At 66.7% G+C, this 21,977-nt stretch carries 15 protein-coding genes and 1 pseudogene; 4 read left to right on the forward strand and 12 right to left on the reverse strand.

The genetic code is table 11. The annotated features are described in order from the left end of the window. Positions 1 to 24: 24 nt before the first annotated feature. Positions 25 to 609: pseudogene (locus tag MU582_03735) on the reverse strand (hypothetical protein). 372 nt (positions 610 to 981) lie between these two features. On the opposite strand from MU582_03735, the gene MU582_03740 reads away from it, so the two are divergent. Next, the gene (locus MU582_03740; protein UPK75762.1) at positions 982 to 2,331 is read left to right on the forward strand and encodes a hypothetical protein; all 1,350 of its coding nucleotides are present in this window, start codon (positions 982 to 984) and stop codon (positions 2,329 to 2,331) included. A gap of 485 nt (positions 2,332 to 2,816) precedes the next feature. Here MU582_03740 and MU582_03745 read toward each other — a convergent pair whose 3' ends face one another. From MU582_03745 to MU582_03755, 3 genes are all read right to left on the reverse strand, one after another. Next, on the reverse strand, positions 2,817 to 5,420 hold the full coding sequence (locus MU582_03745) for a LuxR C-terminal-related transcriptional regulator (protein UPK75763.1): 2,604 nt from the start codon (positions 5,418 to 5,420) through the stop codon (positions 2,817 to 2,819). Between the two features lie 420 nt (positions 5,421 to 5,840). After that, positions 5,841 to 6,068, reverse strand: a complete 228-nt coding sequence (locus MU582_03750; GenBank protein UPK75764.1) for a hypothetical protein — start codon at positions 6,066 to 6,068, stop codon at positions 5,841 to 5,843. An 86-nt stretch (positions 6,069 to 6,154) separates the two neighbouring features. Then, positions 6,155 to 6,643 carry a DUF1269 domain-containing protein gene (locus tag MU582_03755; GenBank protein UPK75765.1) on the reverse strand — a complete coding sequence of 163 codons (489 nt, stop codon included), beginning with the start codon at positions 6,641 to 6,643 and terminating at the stop codon, positions 6,155 to 6,157. A 226-nt stretch (positions 6,644 to 6,869) separates the two neighbouring features. Here MU582_03755 and MU582_03760 point away from each other — a divergent pair, with 226 nt between their 5' ends. Beyond that, positions 6,870 to 7,274: a hypothetical protein gene (locus tag MU582_03760; protein ID UPK75766.1), complete on the forward strand. Its 405-nt coding sequence runs from the start codon at positions 6,870 to 6,872 to the stop codon at positions 7,272 to 7,274. A gap of 4 nt (positions 7,275 to 7,278) precedes the next feature. Here MU582_03760 and MU582_03765 read toward each other — a convergent pair whose 3' ends face one another. Then, complete coding sequence (locus tag MU582_03765; protein UPK75767.1) at positions 7,279 to 8,160, reverse strand: NUDIX domain-containing protein; 882 nt, start codon at positions 8,158 to 8,160, stop codon at positions 7,279 to 7,281. A gap of 227 nt (positions 8,161 to 8,387) precedes the next feature. Between MU582_03765 and MU582_03770 the strand changes: the two genes are divergently transcribed. Then, positions 8,388 to 9,011 (forward strand): 4'-phosphopantetheinyl transferase superfamily protein, encoded by a 624-nt coding sequence (locus tag MU582_03770; protein UPK75768.1) that lies wholly within the window; start codon positions 8,388 to 8,390, stop codon positions 9,009 to 9,011. Between the two features lie 9 nt (positions 9,012 to 9,020). Here the strand turns inward: MU582_03770 and MU582_03775 are convergent, their stop codons facing one another. Together MU582_03775 and MU582_03780 are read right to left on the reverse strand one after the other, a co-directional pair. Beyond that, complete coding sequence (locus tag MU582_03775; GenBank protein UPK75769.1) at positions 9,021 to 9,866, reverse strand: ABC transporter permease; 846 nt, start codon at positions 9,864 to 9,866, stop codon at positions 9,021 to 9,023. After that, positions 9,863 to 10,927 carry an ATP-binding cassette domain-containing protein gene (locus MU582_03780; protein ID UPK75770.1) on the reverse strand — a complete coding sequence of 355 codons (1,065 nt, stop codon included), beginning with the start codon at positions 10,925 to 10,927 and terminating at the stop codon, positions 9,863 to 9,865. Before MU582_03780 ends, MU582_03775 begins: the two co-directional genes overlap by 4 nt. Positions 10,928 to 11,065: 138 nt before the next feature. Here MU582_03780 and MU582_03785 point away from each other — a divergent pair, with 138 nt between their 5' ends. Then, entirely contained in the window at positions 11,066 to 12,109 is a 1,044-nt protein-coding gene (locus MU582_03785) for a hypothetical protein (GenBank protein ID UPK75771.1), read from the forward strand. A 40-nt stretch (positions 12,110 to 12,149) separates the two neighbouring features. Here MU582_03785 and MU582_03790 read toward each other — a convergent pair whose 3' ends face one another. Genes MU582_03790 through MU582_03810 form a run of 5 tightly spaced genes read right to left on the reverse strand, consistent with a single transcriptional unit; the run spans position 12,150 to position 21,782 of the window. Then, the gene (locus MU582_03790; GenBank protein ID UPK75772.1) at positions 12,150 to 13,550 is read right to left on the reverse strand and encodes a hypothetical protein; all 1,401 of its coding nucleotides are present in this window, start codon (positions 13,548 to 13,550) and stop codon (positions 12,150 to 12,152) included. Continuing rightward, on the reverse strand, positions 13,495 to 16,566 hold the full coding sequence (locus tag MU582_03795; protein ID UPK75773.1) for an amino acid adenylation domain-containing protein: 3,072 nt from the start codon (positions 16,564 to 16,566) through the stop codon (positions 13,495 to 13,497). Before MU582_03795 ends, MU582_03790 begins: the two co-directional genes overlap by 56 nt. Beyond that, positions 16,566 to 19,313, reverse strand: a complete 2,748-nt coding sequence (locus MU582_03800; protein UPK75774.1) for a phosphopantetheine-binding protein — start codon at positions 19,311 to 19,313, stop codon at positions 16,566 to 16,568. The genes MU582_03795 and MU582_03800 overlap by 1 nt, the downstream gene beginning before the upstream one ends. Continuing rightward, entirely contained in the window at positions 19,306 to 20,733 is a 1,428-nt protein-coding gene (locus MU582_03805; GenBank protein UPK75775.1) for a condensation domain-containing protein, read from the reverse strand. Before MU582_03805 ends, MU582_03800 begins: the two co-directional genes overlap by 8 nt. Continuing rightward, positions 20,730 to 21,782 (reverse strand): aminotransferase class I/II-fold pyridoxal phosphate-dependent enzyme, encoded by a 1,053-nt coding sequence (locus MU582_03810; protein UPK75776.1) that lies wholly within the window; start codon positions 21,780 to 21,782, stop codon positions 20,730 to 20,732. The genes MU582_03805 and MU582_03810 overlap by 4 nt, the downstream gene beginning before the upstream one ends. Positions 21,783 to 21,977: the final 195 nt, after the last annotated feature.

Here is a 21,977-nt window from a genome sequence, read left to right on the forward strand (position 1 = left end):
GACGAGGAGGTACGCGACGAGTACGAGCCACGAGACCAGCGCGAACGCGACGCCGATCACGCCGTACCGCTCGGCGTCGACGGAGATCAGATGGGGTACGTAAAGCCGGGTCCACGAGCTCAATGCGACCTGACCGGCGGCGCTGATCGCTGCCGTGATCAACAGGATGCGGTAGCCGACGCGTCGCGAGACCATCAACCACATGAACAGCGCCCACAGGGGCACCAATGCCGCAGTCTCGATCGCAAGACTCGCTGCGCGTGGGATCGAGTCGGCCGACAGCAGGCGAGTCAGCCAGCCCTGGCTGAACAGGATGAGGATCAGGGCACCGAGACCGGCGAGACCGGAGACGGTGCCGCGCATCCCGCGCCGCGGCAGCCGCCACGCCGACTCGTAGACGCGCTGCAATGCCCGTGAGAAAGACCCGATCGACACGAGCAGGATGAAGAGCCCGACCAATGACGTACCGCCCGTCACCGAGGGCGGAGTCTCGAACAGCGCGTGTACGGCGTCGGCCGCCGACCCCGACAGTGCGAAGTAGGAGATCAGCGAGTCGTCGACACCGTTGCCGTCGTCACCGCCGCCGGACCAGCCGGCGATCACGATCATCAGGGGCACCAGCGCAATGAATGCCTGACCGGCGATAGTGACCGCGCGGTCACGGCTGCCGATTTCGATCATCCGGCTGGCGCAGGAGCCGACGAAGCTCGCCCGTGCGTACGCGGTGATCCGGGACGCGAGCTCGATGAGCCGTGCCAACCGTCCCGATCCCAAGGCGTGCTCCTCGTCCGCGCTCGATGTGGGTGCGTACCTGGGAGGTTAGTCGCAGTCGACGCGCTCGGCTGGCTATACGTACGCCTTGCCGGTCATCCATTTCGGGTGATCCTGCGGACTGCCGCGAGGCGATATGGTGCGTTCACCGCGCTCGGAACCGTCTCGGGCCGGAGCGAGTTTCGACTATGCACGGATCGGGTCACGAGAATGACCAACGCATCGGATGACGACGCCACGCGGGCCGAGGTGGAGGCGCTGCGAGCCGAGGTCGCACGCCTGCGCGAGAGCTCGCCGAAGGACGCCCGGGAGCCTCGGCGTCCCGGTAGGTGGCGTACGCCGATTGTTTTCACCCTTGTGCTCATCGCAACGATCACCGCGCCGTTGTCGGTTGTCGCGACGTGGGCACGTGATCAGATCGTCGACACCGACCGATACGTCGAGACGGTCGAGCCTCTTGGCAGCAACCGGGCAGTGCAGGACGCGATCGCCGCGCGGATAACCCAGGAGATCTTCACCCGCATCGACATCCCGTCCGTCACCGACGATGCCCTGACGGCACTGTCGAAGCAGCAGTTCGTGCCGGAGCGCGCTCGGCCGCTGCTACCGGCACTCGCCACGCCGTTGAGCAGTGCAGTGGAGGACTTCATCGCGAAGCGGGTGGACCAGGTCGTTGAATCCGACGAGTTCAGTCAGGCGTGGGTCGAGGCGAACCGGCAGGCACACGACCAGATGGTCGCGGTCCTGACCGGCGAGGAGACAGGCTCCGTCGACGTGTCCAACGGCGAGGTTCGGGTGAATCTCGCCAGCTTCATCGACGCCGCGAAACAGCGGCTCGTCAATGACGGCTTCCAGCTCGCCGGCAACCTGCCGACGATCAACGCGTCGTTCACGATCTTCGCCTCCACCGATGTCGAGAAGGCGCAGAGCGCCGTCGGTTGGCTTGAGCTGGCCGCGCGCGCTCTCCCGGCGATCGGGCTTGCGCTGCTCGTCGTCGCGTTGGTGATCGCGCGTGATCGGCGGCGTACCGCGTTGGCGATCGGGCTGGCCGTCGCCGCGTCGATGCTGCTCCTCGGCATCGCCTTGAACATCATCCGGCAGGTGTACCTCGACTCGGTACCCGAGTCGGTGCTTCCGCTCGACGTCGCCGGGATCATCTACGACACGCTGATCCGGTTCCTGCGTACGGCCCTGCGTGCGCTGGCGGTCGTCGGCCTCGTAGTCGCGCTGGTGGCGTACCTCCTCGCACCGACGGGCTCGGGCAGCCGGGTACGCGGAGTGCTCGCGTCCGGCGTCGAAAGGCTCCGGACGGGTACCTCCAAGGCCGGCCTGGACACCGGACCTGTCGGCGCCTTCCTCGGCCGCAACCGCGGCCTGCTGCGAGTCATCATCTGCGTCGTCGCCGCAATGACGTACGTATCGATCGACCATCCGTCGGGTGGTAACGCACTCGTCGTCGTGCTGTGCACTGCCATCGCGATCGTCGTACTCGAGGTGCTGGCCGTCCCTGCCGAGGGCGACGAACAGGAACCGGTGGAGACGACGCGCGACGCTCGCTGATTTTGCGGCGTCGGCCGCGGTGGTTCACCAAGTAGACATGGTGAAACCCCACTGTGCACGGCGGAGACACCGTGCAAAGTGGGAGGTTGCCGTGCTCGTTGGTACGCCCGTGGCCACCGTGACTGGAGTCCACTCACTCGTGTCATCGGTGGTGCGGTTTGCCTTGGGACCAAGGCAAACGGTCACTGTCCCAAGGGACACTTGCCGTGGACAGTGGTAACCGTCCTTGGGAAGGGCCTACCTTACCCTGCATCCACCCTAAAGTGGCGGGAAAGCCGCCAAGCAACCGAACCGAATCGGCACCTCCGCGCGTCGCCGCGTCTTTGCCCAGCCGACGGAAGCGGGGACAGCCGACCGCGACGAGAAGTGAAGTGGCGGGTAGTCGTAGACGCAGAAGCGGGGAGCCGACAGCGAAGCCGAGCGGGGCAGACGCGTGGTCGTACCGAAGGAAGCGAGACAGCAGATAGAGCGAGCCGACAGCCGGCTCAGAGCAGATGTAGCCGCTCACCCCTGAGTACGGCCTGCCGCCGGGATTCGACGCCGAGCTTGCGGTAGATCGCACGCAGGTGGGTCTTGAGAGTGTTCTTGGAGATGAAGAGTTGGCGGGCGAGCTCGTCCTGGTCGCATCCGGCCGGCAGGACCCGGAGGATCTCGATCTCGCGTTTCGACAGTGCGATGACGAGATCAGCGCGAGGTTCTTCCATGGGTTGGTCGAGGTCATGCAGGAGGTCGCCGATCAGGCTGCTGTACGCCGAGATCCGCAGTCGTTCGCGGCTCAGCAGCGACCCGACGGCACCACCGAGCTCGAGGTAGGGAAGCCGCCAGCCCTGCTGTTCGGTCTCGGCGAGCGCGCGATGGAGCAGCACCGACGCACGGTCGTGATGATCTTCCCGCGACTCGATGACGGCCGCGGCGAGTAGTAGACGGACTGCCCAGCCGGAGTAGGTGTCTGCGTGGAGTTCTCGCTCGAGGGAGGAGACAGTCTCGCGGAGACGCCCCATTTCCTCGTCCGTGACCGCTGCGGGGTCGAAGACCGCGGTTCGGGCGACGACGGTGGCGCGGGCGAGGGCGGCGTTGTCGTCGCCTGCTGCGATCGGCCCCGACTCGATCACCTCCAGGGCGTCTGTATGGGCGCCCATCGCGAGCAGAGCATGGACTGTCGTCGCGAGGCGCATCGTCTTGAACAGGTACGGATACTGCGTACTCGGCCGACGCTCGGTGATGTTGCGTACGTCGTTGACGACGCTCGTCGGGTCCTGCCCGTTCGCAGCGTCGAGACGGGTCTCGATGACCTCCATGAGGTATCCGCCCACCTGGTCGACCAGTCGTGCCTGACCGCCGACCGTTCGGGCCGCGTCGATCTCAGCGGAGGCACCGGCAAAATCGCCACGTTCGAGAAGTGACCAGGCAGCGACGGCGTTCGCCAACGGGGTGTCGATGAGTGCACCTGCTCGTCGACTCGACAGACGCTTCGCCTCGCCACTGAGCTCGAGTGCACGTCGAAGATCACCGCGGGCAACGGCAATCGCGGCATTGACCTGACGAGTATGCACCTCCACGAGTGCGAAGTCGCTGCCAGCTGCGCCCATCGCCTCGTTCGCCGTCCGATCTGCGGCGGCCAGCCTGCCGAGGTGCAGCTCGCCGTACGCCTGCAGCGAGCGAGCACAGGCCCGGCGGGCCGCGTCGGCGGAGGACCACGGCGCATGTCGATCTCCGACGACGGCGAAGTCCTCGTCGGGGCCGAGCGCGGTCAGTAGCCGTTGGCCGTCACCTCGCAGATACTCGATGCCCGCCGCGAGCAGCCGCCTCAGTAGATCCGCTCGTACGCGGGAAGCGGTCGGCAGACTCTCGATCGCCTCCGCCGTCATTGCGAGCCGGGCCGCGCTGCCGTCGAGGTCGCCGCGATCGAGCGAGAGGGCCACATCGACGAGTACGGGCCGCGGATCGATCGTCGTCCTGCCGGTCCGGAACCGCTCGAGATACCTGGCTGCTGCGCTCAGCGGTCCGTTCGCCATACCCAATGAAGCCAGGTCAACGAGCAGATCGGCGGCGAGGTCCCAGTCGCGTGCCTCGAGCGCGCAGTCGATTGCCGGGCCGATCAGGTCGACGGACCGGTACCACTCCGCGGCTCCCACGTTGACGGCTCGAACGAGCGACCCGTCGGCGATCCGCAGCTCGTCTCGCAGCACTGTCCTCAGCAACCCGTGGATGCGGAACGGCAGTGACTCGAGGGGGTCGCTGGTCAGGAATCCGCCGACCTGTGCAAGCCCGTCGAGTCGAGCGAGGGAGACCGGTGCTCCGGTCAGTCGTTCGGCAAGGGTCACGTCGAACCGATCGACGACACTCAGCTGCATCAGCATGCGCCGGTCGGCAGGGTCGAGCCGGTCGAGCACCTGCTCAACGAGATAGCCCGTGAGTAGTGGGCCGGCGCGCGGTCCGACGTCGGAGGACGCTGCCGATCCTTCAGCGTTCGCCAGGGACGAAAGGGCGAGTCCCAGTCCTGTTGCCCAGCCCTCCATCCGGTCTCGGATCTCGCTGATCTCGCGTACGCCCGGGAGGGCGATCCCGCGCTGTTCGACCAGCAGACGGGTCTCCTCCGCAGTGAACGCGAGATCATCCGCGCGTACCTCGGTCAGAATGCCCGCGGCCCGTGCCCGATACAGCGCCAGTAGCGGGTCCGCCCGAGTGACCAGGACCAAAAGCAGAGACGCCGGCGGATGCGCGACGAGCGCCTTGAGGTCATCGAGGACGGCGGGGTCATCGAGCACATGAAGGTCGTCGAGAACGAGTACGACGTCGGACCTGGTCGACAGCAGGGGAGAGAGTACGTGGTGCAGGATCGGCCGGTCGACCGGAAGGGACGGCTGGGGCACGCTCGGCAGGTCGGTGCCAAGAGCATCCGTGAGGCTTGTCCGGATCACTTCCCAGAGCGCGTCCGGCTCGCCCAGAGCCGCATTGCAATCCACCCAGGCAACGGGTCGATCGCCGGACGCGGCCCATTGGCTGACCGCGGTGGTCTTGCCCCAGCCGGCAGGTGCGGCGACGAGCAACAGCTCTCCCGGTCGGGCGCCGTCGAGTAAACGAATCACGCGTTCGCGGGCGACTGTCCCGGGAGGTAATCGGGGGATTCGGACGCGTGCGGGACCAGCGAGCTGGGTCCCACCCGGTGGCGGATCCGACAACACGGCCCCCATGGACGAAGTCGGCACCGAGACTGCCGAGCACGAGGCTGGTCTTTCATTGACTCTAAGTGCAGTTGGCACGTACCGCACGACGAATGTCGGATCTGCCGCGCAGGTGGCTCCCGGCTCCCGTGCGCGAGTCGAGAGCTGCCTGTGCCCCGCCACGGTGGTGCTGTGGTGGCGGGGAAGCTAGGCGGCAGCAGGTTTTCGCTTCGGCGGGTCGGTGGTGTCGACTCTGCCGGGGAGTTTGGTGGTGGTGCCGGCGGTGACGAGGTACGAACGTCCGGCCGGGAGAGCGATAACCAGATTCCGGGCGCCGGGTCGCGACTAGGACGACCCGGCAGGAGGCTCGACCCGGTGCACTTCGAGCAGGTCGAGCGAAATGGCGGCCAGCGAGTCGAGTACGCCGCGCAACTCCGCTTGGTCGCGTACGTCTCCGGCAAGCACGGTCGCCTCGCCGTCGGTGTCGACCGACCAGCCCATCGTCGTGAGGGCGTCGGCGAGTGCGTACGTGACCTCGCCACGGACGCGTATCTCGTACGCAGAGCTCGCCATGAGCCACCTCGCGGTCGATGGATGGGCCCGAATGTCTGCAGACGAGCCGCCCCCCGGGAGCGGACGGCTCGTCCACAGGCGATCGGTCACCCCTCGGCGAACGCCTCCCGAAGACGCTGCTCGTCCTCGTTGGACAGGTTGGTGTGGATGAGCTCCGCGTGCGAACCGGTGAACGCGCTGTGCACCTTGTCCTGGACGGCGTCCGAGGTCATCACGAACAGCGCGGAGGTACCGGGAGTGACCGAGGCCTTTACCTGGTTGATGAATCCGTCGTCGATGCCCGCGTCGGCAAGCGAACCGGCGAGCGCTCCGGCAGCGGCGCCGACGGCGACACCGAGAAGCGGTACGAAGAACAGCAGTCCGAAGAGCAGCCCCCAGAACGAACCGCCGAGCGCGCCGGCGCCCACCAGGTTGTTCAACTGGCGGGTCTTCGGCTTCTTCTTCCCTTCTTCCCATTCCACGACTGCCGCATCATGGACCTTGATCAACCCCTCGGACTGCAGGTTCTCCAGGGTGGAAACTGCGCGTTGCGCGTCCTCGGGGCCGGGGAACTTCCATACGGTCAGTGTTGCCATGGCTGGCTCTCCTCGTACGTGGTGTGTGCGCGATACCTAGTGCCCTGTCAGCGTGCGTTGCCGTGTCGGCGAGTTCATCACCCCTTCGGGGTGACACGAGCGGTTCAACGCAGCAGGAATCACCCCGCGGGGATGAGGCCGCGTCCCGGTGAGATGGCCGACGATGGACCGTGACGCGGCGGATCTCGCGCGCCGCTGCGTTCTGTCGGGCAATCGAAGGAGCGATATGTCGACGTCACACAGTGGACAGCGGGGCAGTTCGTGGGCGTTGGGCACCGCGATCTTCGCGGCCGCATTGATGCTGGTCACGGGTGCTTTCCAGATCCTGCAGGGCATCGTCGCCCTTGCGAACGACACGTACTTTGTCACGCTGCCGAACTACACGTACGAGTTCGACCTCACCGCATGGGGCTGGATCCACCTCGTCATCGGGATCGTGTTGATTCTCGTAGCTCTCGGGTTGTTCTCGGGCAACATTTGGGCGCGCGCCGCGGGTATCGCGTTCGCGTCGATCTCGGCGATTGCGAACTTCCTGTGGCTGCCCTACCAACCGTGGTGGGCGATTCTGGTGATCGCGATCGACGTACTGGTGATCTGGGCGCTCGCCACCTATCGACCCGTCGACGACTGAGCGATCAGGCCGGGTGGCGTTCCGTCGCGGCGATCTCGCCGTTGCGGTGGTGCACGACGAGCATCTCGCCGGTCGCGAGCGGCGGATCGATCTCCAACCCGAGCGCGTCGGCGACGTACGGCAGTACGGGTCGGTGTGTTGCGGCGACCACGGGGCTGCGGTTGTCGAGCAGGTCGTACGTCGCCTTTCGTACGCGCTTGGGTCGGGCGCCCTCTTCGGCGAGGCGGGGGTCGAGCACGATGTCGGCGGCGACCGCGTCGGCGTACGGTGTGACGGTCGCGATGCAGCGTGCGGCATCGCTGCTGACGATGTCGCTCAGCCCGTACGCCTGCAGCGTCGCTGCCAGCCGGACCGCTTGCCGGTCGCCGGCCTTCGTCAGCGTGCGCTCGGTGTCGGGGCCCTTCCAACGCGATCGCGATCGTGCGTCCGCGTGTCGTAAGACCACGAGGGTGCGGGTCTTGTGCAGTTTGCGTCGCTTGAGCGTGCGGAACGCGTCAAGGACGTCGCGGTCGCGTTCGTACGTGAGCAGGGCTGACGCATCGCGCAGGCGGACCCATCGCACGCCGTCCACCTCGTGGTTCGGCGCGTACGCGCTCACGTCGTCGGCACCGATCGGACGCGCGGTCCAGTAGTGCACGCGCTTCGTCCCGTTCGTGCGCATCTCGTATTCGTGGGTGACCAGGGGCATGCCGAGTCGGACGCGTACGCCCGTCTCTTCCTCGACCTCGCGCACGCTGGCGTGTACCGCGCGTTCGCCACGGTCGAGCTTGCCCTTCGGGAACGACCAGTCGTCGTACTTCGGCCGGTGGATCAGCAGCACCTCGGTGTGCCCATCGGCTCGGCGCCACGTGACGGCACCGGCGGCTTCGACTGTCTGTGCGACCACGCGGCCAGTGTCTCAGGAAGCGGTGAACGTACGGCGAACAGATGGGCGAGGCACCTACGGACTCCGTTGGCCGACTCTGGAGGCGAGTGGCCACACGATGAAACTGTCGCGTTTCCGTGGAAGGCCGACAGGACGGCATCATGGGCGCTTAACGTACCGGGATGTGCAGAACCACCGTTGATCCGGCGCGCTCGGAGAGGGAAGCCCCGTCATTGCTCGACAGGATCGTGACTGAGCATGTCCATGTGGTGGAGACGCGCGTCGATCGCGACGTCACCCTCCTCGGGCTAGAGCATCAAGCCATTGCGGGCGCAGTACCTGGACGCCGTGCGGAGTTCGGCACAGTGCGTTGGTGTGCGCGCGTAGCGCTCAACGAGCTGGGCCTCGCTGCCGTACCGATAGTGCCAGGGGAGATGGGCGCACCGACGTGGCCGGACGGCGTCGTCGGAGCGATGACGCACTGCACTGGCTACCGGGCAGCCGCGCTCGGAAGGGCGAGCGATGTTGCCGCACTCGGCATCGATGCCGAACCAAACGAACCGCTACCTGATGGTGTGCTCGGTGTCGTCGCGCGCAGTGAGGAGGTGAAAGCGCTCGCGACCCTGCCGCAAAGCGGTGTCGCTTGGGACCGCGTGCTGTTCAGCGCCAAGGAATCGGTCTACAAGGCATGGTTCCCGCTCGCGGGACGCTGGCTCGGCTTTGAGGACGCGACGATGTCGGTCTACCCGGACGGTCGTTTCGTCGCTGTCATCGATCCGCGACTGACCGACGGTGTGCTGCCGGACCGTTTCGCCGGACGGTGGCTTGCGAGCTCTGAACTGGTGGTCACCGCTGTGACCGTTCACGCCTGAGGACCACCGTCACGCACTGCGGCGTTTGTACAAGACCGTGGCCCGCGGAGCGAAGACGATCAGGATCCCGGCCGACCAGAGCAGCGACTGAATCCCGTCCGAGCCGAATGTTCCGTGCATGAAGCAATCGCGCAGCGCGTTGACGGTTACCGTGACCGGGCTGTGGTCGGCGTACACCTGCAGCCAGCCCGGCATCGACTGCGTCGGAACGAATGCGGAGCTGACAAAGGCGAACGGGAACAGCCAGAAGGTCCCGGCCGACTGTGCGGCCTCGACGCTGGGTGCGGTCAGTCCCAACACTGAACCCAGCCAAGAGAATGCGTAGCCGAACAGCAGCAGTAGTGCGATACCGAGGAGCGCGTACGCCAACCCACCGTGGAACCGGAACCCGATCACGAGACCCATGACGATCATGATCGCGACCGTGATGCCCGTGCGGACAACCTCGGATGCTGTCCGGCCAACCAGGACCGATGACTGCGTCATGGGCATGGATCGGAAGCGATCGATGATGCCGCGTTGCATGTCTTCGGCCAGGGTGACTGTTGTCGCCGACACCGACGAGAAGAGCACCATCATGACGAAGATGCCTGGCATCAGAAACTGTTTGTAGTCGCCGCCCTCCACGTCGATCGCGCCGCCGAAGACATAGGCGAACAACAGGATGAACATCACTGGTTGGACGACTGCGTACATCAGCAGCTCGGGAGTCCGCTGGATTCGGCGCAGATTTCGCGCGGCCATGAGCCAGGCGTCGATCAGCCACCAGGACACCTTCGTCGCATCGGCATCCGTGGGAACCGAAGGTCCTTCGGCGAACACGTCGTGAGATCGGGTACGCGTCGCGTCGCTCATGCGTTCCTCCTTGAGTTGTTGGCGCCGGACCGGGCAACGGGTGTGAAGGGTTCGTACGTACCGTCGCCGGCCGCACGGTCCGGGTCATGCTCGTCCGATGGGCCGCTTGTGTCGCCGGGCTCGACGTACGCGCTCGTCAGGCGTAGGAACACGTCGTCGAGGGTCGGTCGACGGACCTCGACGTCCTTGATGGTGATGTCGCGCCGGCGGAGCTCGAGCACTGCGTCGGCGAGACCGTCGAGTCCACTGCCGTCCAATGCCACCGTCACCACGTGTGCCTCCGGGTCGAGAACCGGATTGGTGTTTCCGAGGTCGCGCAGCGCCGTGGTGGCATGCTGCAGGTTCGCTGCGTCCGGGAGCTGGACGCGCAGGTTCTCGCCGCCGACCTCGCTCTTCAGCTGGGTGGCGGTCCCGTGCGCGATCAAGCGCCCCTTCGCCATCACTGCGATCTCGTCGGCGAGATGCTCGGCCTCCTCGAGATCCTGGGTCGTGAGCAGTACCGTCGTCCCTGCGTCGCGGAGACGAGCGACGGCATCCCACACCGTCAACCGGCTGCGTGGGTCGAGGCCGGTCGTTGGCTCATCCAGGACGAGCACCCGCGGACGTGCGATGAGGCTCGCAGCAAGGTCGAGCCTGCGCCGCATGCCACCCGAGTACGTCTTCACCTGACGGTCGGCCGCGTCCGCGAGCTCGAAGGCGTTCAGGAGATCGTCGGCACGCTGTGCCGCGTCGGCCTTGCTCAGACGAAACAGCCGGCCGATCATCCGGAGGTTCTCGGCTCCAGTCAGAATTTCGTCGACCGCTGCGAACTGTCCGGTGAGCCCGAGCGAAGCGCGTGCCGTCTGCGGCTGTTCGACGACGTCCGCGTGGCAGATCCGTGCGGTGCCTGAGTCCGGGCGCAGCAGTGTCGACAGGATGCGTACCGCCGTCGTCTTCCCGGCGCCGTTGGCGCCGAGGAGGCCGGCCACCGACCCCTCCGGCACGGCCAGGTCGAGCCCGTCGAGCGCGGTCTGGTCCCCATAACTCTTGTGCAGTCCGTTCAACTCGATTGCGTTCGCCATATACCCATCGGACACCGTCCGCAGGGGACGGGGGCAGGAATCTGTCGCGACTGTGTTCGTCGTGGTTCGAGGTACGACGGGCCCGAGGCAATCTGGTGGCATGCGTACCGCTGCGCCAGGCCGGAGGAGTGGAGCCGATTGACCACCGAACTCGAAGGGGTGGTCGCCGCGTCCGCCGAGAGTCCCGACCCTCTCACCGTCGACGGTCGTTCCGCTGCTGCTCGGACGGCCGCACCGGACGACCTGGACGGGGAGCACCGTGTCGGTCGCGCGACCGTCCACGGCACGTGCGGTGAATTGTTGCAGGGCTACCGATACCCGGTGGAGAGTATCGGCGACCTTCGATACAACGGTGTCAGTCAGGATGCCAGCGATTATCAGCACTTCCTGTTCACACTCCCCGTATCCGAGTTCGCCTCTACCGGGACCGTGGTACTCGATTCCCGCCAGCAACAGCCGCGGGTCACCCCGCCCGACCGCACGCGCGCGCTCACCGCTGTTGTGAGCGCAGCTCGTGCTCTCGGACTCCACAGCGCGCAGGTCGATCTCGAGATCGCAAGCAATATTCCGGTCGGCAAGGGCTGCGCGAGCTCGACGGCCGACGTGATGGCTTCGATCGCGGCGCTGTTGGACGCAACGCACACCCAGACTCCGGATGCCGTCGTGCATGCATTCGGCGGCTTGGTCGCCAAGGACATCGAGTGGGGGGACTATCTGTTCAGTGACTCGATCGCCTTGTGTCTGCAGCGTTCGCACACGTTGGTGCGCGAGTACGAGACGGACCTGCGGTGGCGCATCGTTTGCGTCGACGAGGGTGGTGTCGTCGACACGGCGCAGTTCCACGTACAGCAACGCGCGTCGCGCCGCCAAGCGCAGCACTTCGATCTGCTTGCCAGGCAGCTCGATACCGCGCTGCGTGAGGGTGACTACGTGACGGCGGCGCAGATCGGAACCGAGAGCGCGCTGATAAACCAGCGCGAACTACCGAAACGGACAATGCCGGTGATGCGTCGTGTCGCGGCCGCCACGGGTGCCCTTGGCCTTGCCGTCGCGCACACCGGGACCGTGATCGGACTGATCTTCTCCGAGCATCAAGACGACGCCACTCTGCGGATGCACGAGTCGCTTCGACTACTCGACGCGGAGGGGCTCGCACCCCGGATGTTGTCGGTACGGGAGTGACCGTACCGACGACCAGCGGCGCGCCGACCGGCGGTGAGACTCAGTCGGTGAAACCGAGGGTCTCGCGCAGGAGCCCCGCGAGGTCGTCGGCGGCCGCGGATGAAACGTCAGCGGGTCGGTGATCGAGGTCGACATCGATGACTCCACCTGTGACCCGAACCTCGCATGACAGCACCGACTTCGCGTACCCGAACCGCACGGGCGACGGGCGCAGCACATCCAGCTCGCCGGGTGGGCTCTCGGTGAAAGTGAACCGCACGCCGATCTGCTCGTCCTGGACCGGCTCGTCGTCGAAAACGGCCTCGAAGGGAAGGTCTGCCGTGCCGAGCGCGAGAGTCAGAGTGCGGTGCACGTGGTCCGTGAGCTCGTGGTCGGACGACCTGGTCCAGTTCTCGGTTGGCGCCACAATGACCGTGTTGGTCAGGTTGCCCAGTGTCGTACCCAACTCCGGTCGCATCCGGGCGGTCGTACAGCATCCGATCGCCGTTTCGGCAAAGCCCGGGCGCCAGGTGCGCAAGGCGCGATACCAGGACGAGAGGGCGACCGAGACCGCCGACACCTGTTGACTTGTCGCTTGGTCGCGTAGTGCGGTCCACGCGGCGGCGCCGTTGCCGACATGTACGCGCCGGCCGTCACGGTTGCCACGTACGTGCAGTGGGCAGCGCGGTGTGTCACGGACTGCGCGACGGCGTGCCTCGACAGCAAACCCGAGGAAGCCGTCCGCCAGCTCGTGCTGCTGCCAGTCGGCGAGATCGCTGATGCGCAGTTGTTCGCGTACTCGGTCAGTACTCGTGAGGTATGCGGACATCGCCGGACCGAGTATCTGCCACAGACCTTGCTCGTCCAGGTGGAGATCGTGGCCGACGACGCCGATGGCGCCAGATCCGTCGGGCAACGAGTACACGAGAACCCGGGCCGGCTCGGTTGCGAGCTCGATCGGTTCGCGAGCAGCGATCGTGACGGCGTCCTGAACCCACTCCTGCGGATCGCTTGCATCCGTGGGTACTGAGTTGATCGACGGCACTGGGATGGGGACGCGGACGGCCACCGGTGTACCGTCCACGTCGAGGCCGACTCCACGACCGAGTGCGTCGAAGTCGGGTGCGACGGCTGTGAAAGCGGCGGCGAGATCTGCAGCGGGTGTGCGCGGTGCGAACCACAGGGCACCACAGTGGTAGAAGTCGTCGTGCCGGCCATCGTGGTCGAGCGCCCACAAAGTTTGCTGCTTGTGCGTGAGTCGACTCCCGAGTACCTCCCGGCGCTCGAGGGCTGTCTCCACGGTGCCGAGCAGGCCGCGTTCGGCTAGTGTGTTCACCGCCTTCGCTCGTTGTGCCGCGTCCATCGCCCGGAGCCGGTCGAGCACGGGCGACCTCGACGCCGTCGTCTCAACCGGCGGCATTGACCTGCGCCCCGTCGTCCAGTAGTTGATCGAGGACGTCATTGGCGAGGTTCTCGCTTTGTGCATGTCGTTCGATCGCGTCGGCGAGCTGGGCGATGGTGCTGGCCTCGAGCCACTCGCGTAGCGAAAGCCGGGTGTCGAAGGTACGGCGTACTTCCGCGATCACCTGCGTGGCGATGAGCGAATTTCCGCCGATGCCGAAGAACTCCTCGTCGGCACCGACGGACTCGAGGTCGAGCAGCCTGCACCAGATAGCGGCGATGCGTTCCTCGACCGGTCCACTCGGGGCGCGCCCTGCTGTGCGGCCCACGCGTTCCGCGGCCGGGTCGGGCAGCTCCTGTCGATCGATCTTCCCGTTGGCGTTGAGCGGGAACTCATCCAGCACGATGACAGCAGTCGGCACCATGTACGGCGGCATCCGCTCGGCGAGGAACGAGCGCAGTTCGGCGACGTCGATCTGGCGGTCACCCGCCTCGATCACGTACGCGGCAAGGCTGCGGTCAGCGCCATCGCCGTACGGAACGACCAGGGATTCACGTACCGACGGGTGTTCGTTGATGCCGGCAGCGACTTCGAGAAGTTCGATTCGGATGCCGCGAACCTTCACCTGATGGTCTGCCCGGCCGAGGAAGTGCAGGTTGCCGTCTGGGAGCAGCAGCGCGATGTCGCCGGTTCGATACATCCGCGTACCCGCACCTCTGAATGGGTCTGGTACGAACCGGGATGCGGCGAGCCCTGGGCGTCCGAGGTAGCCGCGGGTCACCGAGTCACCGGCGATGTACACCTCTCCTCGGGCGCCGAACGGCACCGGCTGCATCGATTCGTCGAGCACGTACGTGCGGGTGTTGTGCAACGGAGTGCCCGACCGAACGAACGGGAGGTCGTCACCGCGAGGGCAGACGTAGAACGTCGAGTCGATGGAGACCTCGGTGACGCCGTAGAGGTTGATCAGGTCGGCGTCGAGTCGTTCGTGGAAGCGGCGCAACAATGAGACCGGAACCGGCTCACCGCTGACGAATACGTGGCGAAGAGACGTGCACTCATGCGCGCGATCGGCGGACAGGAACGTTTGCAGCATGGCCGGTACGAAGTGCAGAGTCGCGACCTCGTTGTCCTTGACGAGGTCGATGAAACGGTCGATGTCGAGATGGACCTTGCCGGGAGCGATCACGGCGCGTCCGCCGATCAGCAGCGGCCAGAACAGCTCCCACACTGCGGCGTCGAAGCTGTACGCCGTCCACTGCAGCGCCGCCTCATCCGGATGCAGGTCGAAACGCTCACGCATCCACCAGCAGAAGTTGACCGCACCGCCGTGCTCGATCAGGACACCTTTCGGCCGGCCGGTCGAACCCGAGGTGTACATGACGTAGGCGAGGTTGTTCGGGCGTACGTCTACGTCTGGATTGTGCTCGGGGTGGCCGGCGAAAGCCACCTCGCCGTCGTCCGGGTCGAGCTCCACGATGCGTTCTCCGTCGTCCGGAAGCAGCGTGCGTAGTTTTCCCTCGATGAGCACAACCGAGCAGTCGAGGTCGTGATAGAGGTAGTCGAGCCGGCTGCGTGGGAAGAACGGGTCGAGCGGTGCGTACGCCGCGCCGGCCTTCAGGATGCCGAGTATTCCGACGGCGAGGTCGAGGCTTGGCTCGGCGCACAGACCCACGATGTCGTCGGGTCGGACACCCCGGGCGATCAGGTCATGCGCGAGGCGATTCGCGCGTCGGTTGGTCTCGGCGTACGTGAGGGATTGGTCTCCGAAGACCAAGGCGACGGCGTTTGGGGTCTTGGCGGCCTGCTTCTCGACCAAGTGATGAAGGCAGCGATCGCTGGGATAGTCGGCGTCCGTCACGTTGTGACGGTGCACTGCGTCGGTCTGCGCGGCTGGCAGCAAGGAGAGCGTCTCAGTCGACCCGTCCTCGGCGATGAGTTCGCCAAGTGCGGTTGCGAGGCATTGGGGCAACTGGTCAGCGAGGTGGTCGTCAACGACCTCGGGGTCATAGGTTGCCAACAGCGTGTTCGGAGCGCCGGGCTCCAACCGAACCGTGTAGGCGACGGCTGGTGACGGTGGCGTGGGTCCGGCATCGGGTCGCAGATCGACGGCAGAGTCGAACAAACTCACGGTGCCGCCCTGCCCGGAGTAGTGATTGCGGTCGGCGCGGGTCATGTGGGCGGCAGTGTGCAGCCGGTGTACGGCAGCGGTCTGGTCAACAAGCCAGGTCTGCAGGGGACGGCGATCGAGACGGGCGACGAACGGAAGGGTTGTCTCGAAGCCGCCGATCGCGTCGGACAGGCCGGCCGGCCGCGCGTCGAGGAGTGCGCCGACGGCCGACGGCTCTCCGCCGCGGAATCGGTCCACCACGACGGACCACCCGAGCAGCGCAAGCCATTCGAGTGGCACCTTGAGATGACTCGCGACCCGGGCGAGGTCGGCGGCAAGACCCGGCGACAGATCATGCTGCGTGGTGCGATGCGGCTCGGGCAGCTTCCGGGGCTCCTCGAAGAGCGGGGTCGGACCGTCGAGATCATTGAGCGCGATCGACCAGTACTTCTGAAGCGCGTCGCGGTCGAGATGAGCCTCGCGCCATGCTCGGTACTCGGCGGCGCCGGGTACCGCTGCTGGGTCGTCGCCGGCGGCGAGCGCGACGGCGCGCCGGAGCATCACCAGAGCGGCGCGGTCGTCCAACGCGACCGGACTGTAGGCGACGACGAGGGCGCTCACCCCCGCGCTGCCTTCGCCGTCGACGACGGCGAACATGGTGCACAGCTGGCCCTCGGAGGTCACGGCCTCATTGACGGACGCCGCGACCACGGCGGCGGACTCAGCGATCTGTACCGGCGCTACCTCTCCGGTGGGCACTGCCGTTGGCGGCGCGTCGCCCGGGTCACGAACCGTCAGCCTGGCCGCGGGCGTCTCCTGACCGATCAGGTGCCATGCCCGTTGCACCGCGGCGATAGTGGTGTTGGGCGGGCACGTGATCTCCGCGGTTCCCATCGGCACAAGGCTGGGGTCGACCAACAGGTCGATCAGGCGGTCCTCTTGGACGGGTGTGAGTAAGGCGTCCATCAGCGGTCTCCGGTTCCTTGTCTGGCCTCGTCGTTGATCACGCTGTCGAGCACGTCGAGGACGGAGGTTGTCGAACCGTCGTCGCCCTCCTCGATCAGCCGGTGCAGAGTCGCGACTGTCGGTTCCTCGAAGAACCGTGCGAGCGGTACGTCGACCCCGCGTTGCTCTTTGACCTGGAGCAGGATCCGCATCAGCTGCACAGAAGTCGCGCCGACCGAGAACAGTTGGTCGTCAGGACCGACTGCTGTGGCCAGTACGGGTGCAACGATCTCGGTCGCGAGTCGCTTCTCCTCAGCGCTGCTCCAATCTGCGGCGGTCTGCGGGCGTGCGTCGCGGTCGAGCACGAGTTGCCAGCACCCCTGATCGGAAAGGGAACCTGGATCTTCGTGCCACACCAACTCCGCTTCGGCGAGCGGCGCGGGGAGGTCGACGTCTCCGGCAAGTGCCGTCGACCTGGGTACATCCGAGCAGTCGGCGTACGGCAGGACGACGAATGCCTTCTCCGGAGTGTCGGTATCTGCTGGTGGCAAGACGACCCGCGCACCGGGCACGGCCGCCTCCCACGCGCCGGCAAGGCACGTGCGCGTGCCGGCGACCGTGCGGCCGTGTGCATGGCGCAGCACGCGGAGCCCGTTGCGGGTGCGTCCGACGAGCACGCCCGTGTGTAGCACCCGGGCACCGCCTGCGGCAGGACGCAACGAGTCGGCAGTACGACGCGGGTCGCCCACGTAGCGAGTGCCCGGGTCGACCGGCAACGTCAGTTGCGCGACCGTCCCGATCGGGCACGGGGCGCCGTCCGGGCCGACGATCCGTGCGCCGTCCTTCGTGGCGTCGGTCAGTACGCCGTTGTGAACAAACCACTGGGTGGAGGGCGCCTCGGCGAACCACCATCGATTACCGGTGCCGTTCGGCCGACGGTGCCATCTCCGCGTACCGGCCAGTGAGGTCAACGGCATCTTGGCGCTGAGTACCAGGTCGGCATTCAGGTGCACGCCGTCGTGAGCGGCGAGCAGGTCCGTGGCTTCGGCGGCGTCGTCGCCGATCACCACGAGGTCCGCACCGGATGCGCCGCAGGCCAATGCGGTCACGACGAGGTCCTCGCCTCCACGAGAGGTGTTGACCGCACACGCTACGCCGTCGCCAAGGTCGAGACGTGTGATGAGAGCGGTCGCCGCGAGCAGCAGATCGTGTGTCGGTACGCGTGCGAGCACGGTCGGCCCGGGTGCGCTCGACAGGCCGAGCAGCAGCGCGCCGTCCGCGTCGTCTGGTTCGACATTAGTATTGGCATTGCCGACATCGGTGCCCGTTGGAGGACGAACCGCATTGTCCGTGTCGATGGTGTACGCGCCTGGCAGCTGCTCGCGAAGCGCGTTACGCCAGGGAAGCGGGTCGGCGGGATCGATCAGCAAGACGTCGGCACCGCGGCGTAGACCCGCGAGTACGTTCGCGACGGTCTCGGGTCCTGGCGTTGTCTCGAGCACGAGCCCGTCACCCGGCCCCAAACCCGCCGCGGCGAGTTCGTCGTCACGCCGCGCGACGGCCGCGCCGACGACGTCGGCGTCGAGCGTACGGCGGGTGGTGACCAGCCGCGGCGCGTACAACGCCGCGACGCGCGGGTCCTCGACCGGTGAGGGTGTGGTCGCGGTTTCGATACCGCCCGGTGTTTCGAGGGCACGGTGCAGGGCAGGAAGCGTGGCCGCCGGCCCTGCGAGGTACAACTCTGCAGTTGCGCGAGTACGCACGAGCACGGCGCGCCAACCGGCGGATTCGTCGAGCAACGGCTCAACGTGCACATCGCCGTCGAGCCGCAGATCGGGCAGATCGACGACGTCGACCTCGAGCTGGACGAGTGGCTCGCCGGATGCTTCGTGGAGCATCTCCGATACGGCGCCCGTTGGTGCAGCGGGCCCTAGTTCGCCGGCGCACGACACGGTGCCGATCAGTGCCTGCATCGTGCGTCCGACCGCAGGCACCGACTCGACTCGTTCGGCCCATCGCTGCGTACGGATCTGGTTCGACTGCCACCCGCAGCTGCCGAGCGCGATCGCGACATCACGGGCGAGGGCGTCGAGGGCTTCCGTTCGGCCCGCCGCAATACGGTCAGCGACCGGTCGCGAGAGCACATCGAACTGCTCGTCCGCGACGAACTTCGCGTAGGGGTCCGCCAACGGCGCGCCGATTTCGCGAACGACCTGCTCGATGGCGGTCGGTCCGGGGGCGGGCTGGTTGGTCAACCAGTAGCAGTGATCGCCGAATGAGACGCGGGCGTCACTAGCCGGAGGACCGTTTCGATATGCGGCCGAGACATCGGCCAGTAGCGCGCCCCACGCGGCACGGTCGAACAGAGACGCCGACACCGCAAGAGTGACGCTCACCTCGCCTCCCGTGCCATTGCGTTGGCCGATCGACCAGCGCAACGGATGCTCGGGATCGGGTTCGATGAGCTCTGGAGCGGGGACGCGGGCGGCCGGTTGGACCACCGACTCGAGGAACCACCGACCGCTGTCACGTGTCGCACGGAGTCGCAGTGCTTCGTGTCGGCGCGCGGTCGAGTCCAATGCCGCGGCGAACCGCTCTTCATCGAGGCTCGACGTGGTGAGACGTACCCGGTGGGTGCCTGAGCCGGTGCGGCCGAACTCGGTCGGTAGTGGGATGCGCGCAGAGGACGGCCGCGGTCGGACGCCGTTCCCGCGCTCGGTGGCGACTTGGCGGGCGATTGCGCGTAATGCGCGACTGCGGTCAGACATCGGCGCGTCCCCCGTTCAGCAAGTTCAGGACCGTGTCGCGCTCCGCGCGTCCGACGAGCGGGACGTCGCTGACACGTAGGGAGTTGTCGGCCGCAACCCAGTCGAAGATGCGTGCGAGCCGGTCAGCGAGTCGTCCGGCGGTGTCGCGCTCGAACAACGCATCGCTGAATTCCATCTGGACGGTCGGTCGCTGGAGACCGAGTGCGAAGGTGGCGTTGAGGTCGAAGCGCGCGACCGCGTAGTCGGCGACGACCGGCTCCGTTCGGATGCCAGCCATCTCGAACGCCGGAGCCGCCTCATCCAACACCGAACAGAATGCGGTGTACAGCGGGTTACGAGCGTTCCCACGCTCGGCGCCGACAGTACGTACGACCTCGCCGAAGGGCACGTCCTGGTGTTGCAACGTGCGAGAGAGCGCAGCGCCGGTGGTTCGCACCAGGTCGGCGACGCTTGCGTCCGGATTGATGACGATGCGCACGCAGACCGTGTTGAGGAAGCACCCGACCATCGGCTGGGTGACGGCGTCGGTACGGCCGGCGACAGGCGTTCCGATCAGAAAGTCGGTGCGTCCGGTGCAGCGGTGGAGCAGGAGCGCGTAGCAGCTCAGCGCCGCCGAGAACAGGCTTGTGCCGCACTCGCGTGCGAGGCCGGACAGCCCCTGCACGACGGCGGGGTCGATCTCGCGCCGGAGGGTGATCATCCCTGCACCGACACCGTGCCCTGGTCGGTCGGCGGGCAATGGGAGCTCCGCGACGCCGTCGAGCTCGGTCCTCCAGAAATCCAGCCCGGCCTGGTCTGTCGTGCGTTGTGCACGCTGCCGGGCGATATCCGAATAGCTGGTGGTCAGTTGCGGAAGGCCGGCATCGTCGGGAGTCCCGCCAGTGCTCAGCGCCGCGTAGGTACGGGTCAGCTCGGACGAGACGATCGACAGTGAAACACCATCGACGACGAGGTGATTGAAGGTGAAGACCAACAGGTGCTCATCGGAGGTGAACCGGATCAGCCGTATTCGCATCGGTAGCTCAGCGACCAAGTCGAAGGGGCGATCGAGCTCTTCGCGCAGGACGTGCTGGATGTGCTGTTCGACGCTGTCGGTCCGGTTGGCGGCAGCGTCGTCGATGCCGGCAGGCTCGGACTCGATCCGTGGTACGGCGCCTTCCGCATCCCACTCGGTGACGTGCTGGCGCGGAACTCCAGCATGGTCGGGGACGAACCGGGTGCGCAGCGGTTCGTGGCGGCGAACGACATGCTCGATCGCGGTCCGCAGGTTAGGGACGTCCAACTGTCCGTGCAGGCGCAACGCGACCTGGAGGTTGTACTCCGACGTGTCCGGACGAAGTTGCTGCAGGAACCACAACCCGCGCTGCTGAGGGGCCAGCGGAGCCGGCTCGTGCGCAGGAGCGGACGGGTTGACTGTCATCCTGCCGCTCCAGCCCGCAGCGGCGCGAAGGTAGCGGCGGCGGCGCGGAGCGCGACGTCGATGTCGTCGTCCGTCAGGTCACGATGGGTGACGAAGCGGACGACGCCCGGCACGACCTCGGTCACCCGAACGCCGGCCGCCGCCAGTGTCTCGACCAAGTCACCAGCAGCCGCACCGATGTCGAGTGTCACGATGTTGGTTGTTGGCGGCTCATCCAGCAGGTCGGTGGGAAGGAAGTGCGTGAACCCTTCCCACAGGTCACGCGCGCGGCGGTGATCGTCGGCGAGGTCGGCGACGCGGCCCAGACCGACGAGTCCGGCTGCAGCGAGGTGACCAGCCTGCCGAAAGGTGGAGCCGAGCGTACGGCGAAGCACCCGCGCATGCTCGATGAACTCCGCAGACCCACAGAGCACCGAACCCATCGGCGCACCGAGTCCCTTGTACAGCGAGATCGAGACCGAGCAACAGCGTGCGACTGCTTCGTCCGCGCTGTAGCCCGAGGCGACGGCGGCGTTGAACAGTCTCGCGCCATCGCAGTACAGAGGAACTCCGGCGTCATCGCAGAGGTCCGCGACGACATCGATCTCGGAGACGGACCACGGCCGCCCCCCGCTGGCGCTGTGAGTGTTCTCGATCGCGACAACTGCTGGGCGCGGTGCGTAGGGATCGGCTGCGGCAAGGGCGCTCGCCAGAGCGTTCAGGTCGAGCTGACCATGCCGACCGGGCAGCGGCAGGGTCTGCAAGCCTGCCACCTGGGCGAGTGTGTGCGCCTCCCATGCATGGATGTCCGACGTTGCATGCGTCAGCACCTGGCGGCCGCTCCGACCGTCAGCGACGTTGCACAACGTCAGGAGCGCCACCATGTTGGCGCTCGTACCGTTGGTGAGGTACAAGCCGGCGTCCTTCCCGACCATCCGTGCGGCGGTGCGCTCGAGTTCGTCAACCGTCGGGTCCTCGCCGTAGAAGTCGTCGCCGACCTCTGCCGTGACCATTGCTTCACACATGCGGTCATCGGCGACAGTGACTGTGTCAGACCTGAAGTCAGCCAAGGTTGTGCCTCCCTACGGGTGCGACGTGCGTACGCGGCGCGGACGCTCCGATTGATGCTCGCGAGGCATGCGCGACGCCAGCCGTCCTTCGCGGGTCTGTCCGCCGGCGACGGTTCTCCTTCGGGGGTACGTTGTCGCGCCACGGCGGCCGTCATCACCCGTCTACGGTCGGCTACGACCTTCCCATCTCCGAGG

It is taken from the genome of Nocardioidaceae bacterium SCSIO 66511, assembly GCA_023100825.1.
Taxonomy (GTDB): Bacteria; Actinomycetota; Actinomycetes; order Propionibacteriales; family Nocardioidaceae; genus Solicola.